Annotated in this window: 2 protein-coding genes, 1 tRNA gene and 1 other RNA gene; 1 reads left to right on the top strand and 3 read right to left on the bottom strand. The window is 75.5% G+C overall.

The window, feature by feature from the left end:
- Together DMH12_RS37625 and ffs are read right to left on the bottom strand one after the other, a co-directional pair.
- Positions 1–1,738, bottom strand: a 1,738-nt coding sequence (locus DMH12_RS37625; RefSeq protein ID WP_125495753.1) for a DNA polymerase III subunit gamma and tau, incomplete at its 3' end; no start/stop codon positions are given.
- 47 nt (positions 1,739–1,785) lie between these two features.
- An RNA gene (ffs, locus tag DMH12_RS37620) (signal recognition particle sRNA small type) lies at positions 1,786–1,880 on the bottom strand.
- Between the two features lie 74 nt (positions 1,881–1,954).
- On the opposite strand from ffs, the gene DMH12_RS37615 reads away from it, so the two are divergent.
- Positions 1,955–2,042: transfer RNA gene (locus DMH12_RS37615), tRNA-Ser, on the top strand.
- A gap of 89 nt (positions 2,043–2,131) precedes the next feature.
- Here DMH12_RS37615 and DMH12_RS37610 read toward each other — a convergent pair.
- The gene (locus DMH12_RS37610) at positions 2,132–3,919 is read right to left on the bottom strand and encodes a copper resistance CopC/CopD family protein (RefSeq protein WP_125495752.1); all 1,788 of its coding nucleotides are present in this window, start codon (positions 3,917–3,919) and stop codon (positions 2,132–2,134) included.
- Between the last annotated feature and the right edge of the window lie 46 nt (positions 3,920–3,965).

Genomic DNA, 3,965 nt, shown 5'->3' with positions numbered 1-3,965 from the left:
GGCATGGTCGTCCGGAGCGTCGGGTGTGTGGACGGCGGGGCTGGGGGGGAGAGCACCCACCGCGGGGGGGGGGGGGGGGGGGGGGGGGGGGGCCGGCGGGGGGGGGCGGGGGGGGGGGGGGGGCGGGGGGGGGGGGCGGGGGGGGGGCGGGGGGGGGGGGCGGCCCCCCCCCCGCCGGTGCCGCCGTGGGCCACCCTCCCGGCCGTCGCCCGCCACCGGCGGGTGCGGCGGTCGGCCAGGCACCCGGGGTGGAGGCGGGACCGGGCTCGGCGGCAGGGGCGGGAGTGGGAGTGGGAGTGGGATTAGAGGTTGGAGCCGGAGCCGGGGGTTCGGCGGCGGGAGCGGGTGCCGGTGCCGCATGAGGCTGCTGCCCACCACCGTGGGAGCCGCCGCCTTCGCCCTCCCCGGGACCGGGACCGGTCGCCGGAGCCGCCGCGCCACCCGGTGCCCGTACGGCCGCCCGGGCCGCCGCGGGCCCGCCGCCCGGCGCCACCGGAGCGGCGGCGCCCCCGCCACCACTGTGCGCCTCGGGCCCCGGCACGTACCCCATGGCAGGAGCGCCCGCGCCCCCGGAGAACTGCACACCGCGCTCGATCCGGTCCAGGCGCGCCATCACCGACCGCTCGTCGCCGTACGCGGCGGGCAGCAGCACGCGCGCGCAGATCAGCTCCAGCTGGAGACGCGGCGACTGGGCGCCGCGCATCTCGGTGAGCCCCTCGTTGACGATGTCGGCGGCGCGGCTCAGCTCGGCGGCGCCGAAGGACCTCGCCTGCGCCTGCATCCGCTCGATGACGTCGGCGGGGGCGTCGATGAGCCCCTTCTCCGCCGCGTCGGGCACGGCGGCGAGGATCACCAGGTCGCGCAGGCGCTCCAGCAGGTCGGTGACGAAGCGCCGCGGGTCGTTGCCGCCCTCGATGATCCGGTCCACGACCCCGAAGGCGGCCGAGCCGTCCCCTGTGACGAACGCCTCGACGACGGAGTCGAGCAGCGAGCCGTCCGTGTAGCCGAGCAGGGCGGTCGTCATGTCGTACGTCACACCGTCGGCGCCGGCGCCCGCGAGGAGCTGGTCCATGACGGACATCGAGTCACGGACGGACCCCGCGCCGGCCCGGACGACCAGCGGCAGCACCCCGTCCGCGACCGCGATCTGCTCCTTGCCGCAGACCTCGGCGAGGTAGTCGCGCAGGGTGCCGGGCGGCACGAGGCGGAAGGGGTAGTGGTGGGTGCGCGACCGGATGGTCCCGATGACCTTTTCGGGCTCGGTGGTCGCGAAGATGAACTTGAGGTGCTCCGGGGGCTCCTCGACGACCTTCAGCAGGGCGTTGAAGCCCTGCGGGGAGACCATGTGGGCCTCGTCGATGATGTAGATCTTGTACCGGCTCCGGGCGGGCCCGAAGAAGGCCTTCTCGCGCAGGTCGCGGGCGTCGTCCACGCCTCCGTGCGAGGCGGCGTCGATCTCGATGACGTCGATGGACCCCGGCCCGTTCCTCGCGAGGTCCTGGCACGACTGGCACTCGCCGCAGGGGGTCGGGGTGGGGCCCTGCTCGCAGTTCAGACAGCGGGCCAGGATCCGGGCGCTGGTCGTCTTGCCGCATCCGCGCGGACCGCTGAACAGGTACGCGTGATTGACCCGGTTGTTCCGCAGCGCCTGCTGCAGCGGGTCGGTGACATGCCCCTGCCCGATGACCTCGGCGAAGGACTCCGGGCGGTAACGGCGGTAGAGCGCGAGAGACGACACGCATACGAGGTTATAGGCGTCCACCGACAACCGGATCGCCCGCGAACGCGAACGCCCCCCACGCACCCGCCAGAGCCAACCTACCCTTGCTGCCTTCCGGCCCTGGGGGAGTTCAGTCAGATAGCGCCGCGTGAGGGGCTGGGCCACACGTTACCCGATGTGGGGCGCTCAGAACGAGTTCGCAAGCACTCCTCGACGTCATGTAATGTTCTCGGCGGAGGATTCGCCTAGAGGCCTAGGGCGCACGCTTGGAAAGCGTGTTGGGGGCAACCCCTCACGAGTTCGAATCTCGTATCCTCCGCCAGTGCCTCACCGGGCACGAAGTCGAAGGGCCCCACCGTTCGCGGTGGGGCCCTTCGACGTTGGTGGCCGGCCACCCGGGCCGGCCGCTCGTCACCGTTCGATCCGGATCCGCCGCTCCGCGCTCACCTGGTCGATCTCCGAGACGCGGACCGTCGTGCGCATGGTCCAGGTGCCGGGGAGGGGCAGGGTGATGGTGTTGGCGCTCCAGTAGCCGCCCCGGTCGACGAGCCGCGCTTCGATGGGGCCGACGTCCTTGTCGGGGAGGGTGAAGGAGAGGCGGAGTTCGGGTACGGCGGCCAGGGCGCCGTCGGGGCCGAAGACCACGGCCTGGACGGCGTTGTCGCCGGTGCGGCCGGGGTCCAGGGTGATCTGGACCGTGCCGCGGCCGGAGCCGCCGACCTCGAAGGGGATCGTGGTGACGGAGGCGGGCAGCACCCCGCCGGCCGGCACGGCCCGCGCCGCCTCGTCCGCCGCCCGGCCCGGGAGGGTGCTGGTGAGCACGGTCGTGACCACCAGGACGACGGCGGCGACGACCGCCTCGGCCAGGACGGAGCGGCGCAGTCCGCGGCGGAGGCCGTCCGCGGCGGTGGACGTGTCGTCGGGGGCGGGCGGAGCAGGTTCGGCGGGCTCCGGCTCCGGAATGGGCGGGCCGCCGGCCGGGACCGGTTCCGGTACCCACTCGCGCTCCCGCTGCCGTACCGGCGTCCGCGCCGTCGCCAGCGCGGCCGTCCAGCGCCGGGACACGGCCGCCGCGGCCAGCAGTACGGTCACCAGGGCCACCTTGGCGAGCAGCAGCCTGCCGTACGTCGTCCCGGTGAGCGCCTGCCAGGAGCCGAGGCCGCGCCAGGACTGGTAGACGCCGGTGGCGACCAGGACGGTCACGGAGACCAGGGCGACGCGCGAGAAGCGCCCGACCGTGGCGGCGTCCGGGGCCGCGCGCAGGGTGACGAGCAGGGCGACGAGGCCGCCGAGCCAGACCGCCGTGGCCAGCAGGTGCAGCACGAAGGACGTCACCGCGAGCGGCACCTGGAGGCCGGCGGAGGCGTGCTCGGCGGCGGCCCAGGTCGACGCGAGGGCGAGGGCGAGTACGGCGCCCACGGCGGCGGTCACCGGGCGGTGCTCCCGGTGGCCCTGTTCCTGGTGCGCACGGGCCGCGCGCACCAGGAACAGGGCCACCGGCGCGAGCAGCACCAGCCTGGCCAGCAGCAGTACGCCGGGGCGGGTCGTGAGGGTGTCGGCGAGCGCGCCCGCGTCCAGGGCGTCCGCCGGTCCCGTGCCCGCCTCGTACGGGGCGCGCAGCACCAGCAGGGCGAGCGTCGCGCCCAGCAGCGTCCACCAGCCCGCGACCAGGGGGCGGCGCAGTGCGGAGACGTCCGGCGGGCGGCACAGGACGACGAAGGCGGCGACCCCGATGAGCAGGGCGGCGGCGAGGTAGGAGAGGTAGCGGGCGGCTTTGTTGAGGATGGCGGTCAGGGGGTCCTCGGCGGGGCCCGTGTCCACCGCCGCGGTCGTCGTGGAGGGCTGCCCGACCGAGAAGGTGAAGGCGCCGGATATGGGGTGGCTGTCGGCCGACACCACCCGCCAGGCCACGGTGTAGGTGCCCTCCCCCAGCTCGGCGGGCAGGCCGACGCGGGCGGTGTCGGAGCGGCCGTCGGCGTGGCCGGCCTCCCCCGTGCGCACCCGGTGGCCGCCGGGGTCGAGGACGCGGAAGGAGTCGTCGCGCAGGCCGACGGACTCGCTGAAGGTCAGGGTGACGTGGCGGGGGGCCCGCTGGAGGACGGTTCCGTCGCCGGGGTCGGTGGAGCCGAGGGCGGCGTGGGCGGACGCGGGGCCCGCGCCGCCGAGGAGGAGCAGGACCAGCACGGCGCCCAGCAGCACCAGCCGCCGGACTCCTCCCCGGTCCGGCCGGCGGTCCCCTCCCGCC

Origin of the sequence: Streptomyces sp. WAC 04229 (assembly GCF_003947455.1) — a bacterium.
Taxonomy (GTDB): Bacteria; Actinomycetota; Actinomycetes; order Streptomycetales; family Streptomycetaceae; genus Streptomyces.
Note: the sequence above shows the minus strand (reverse complement) of the source record. Positions and strands in the feature narration are given on the sequence as shown.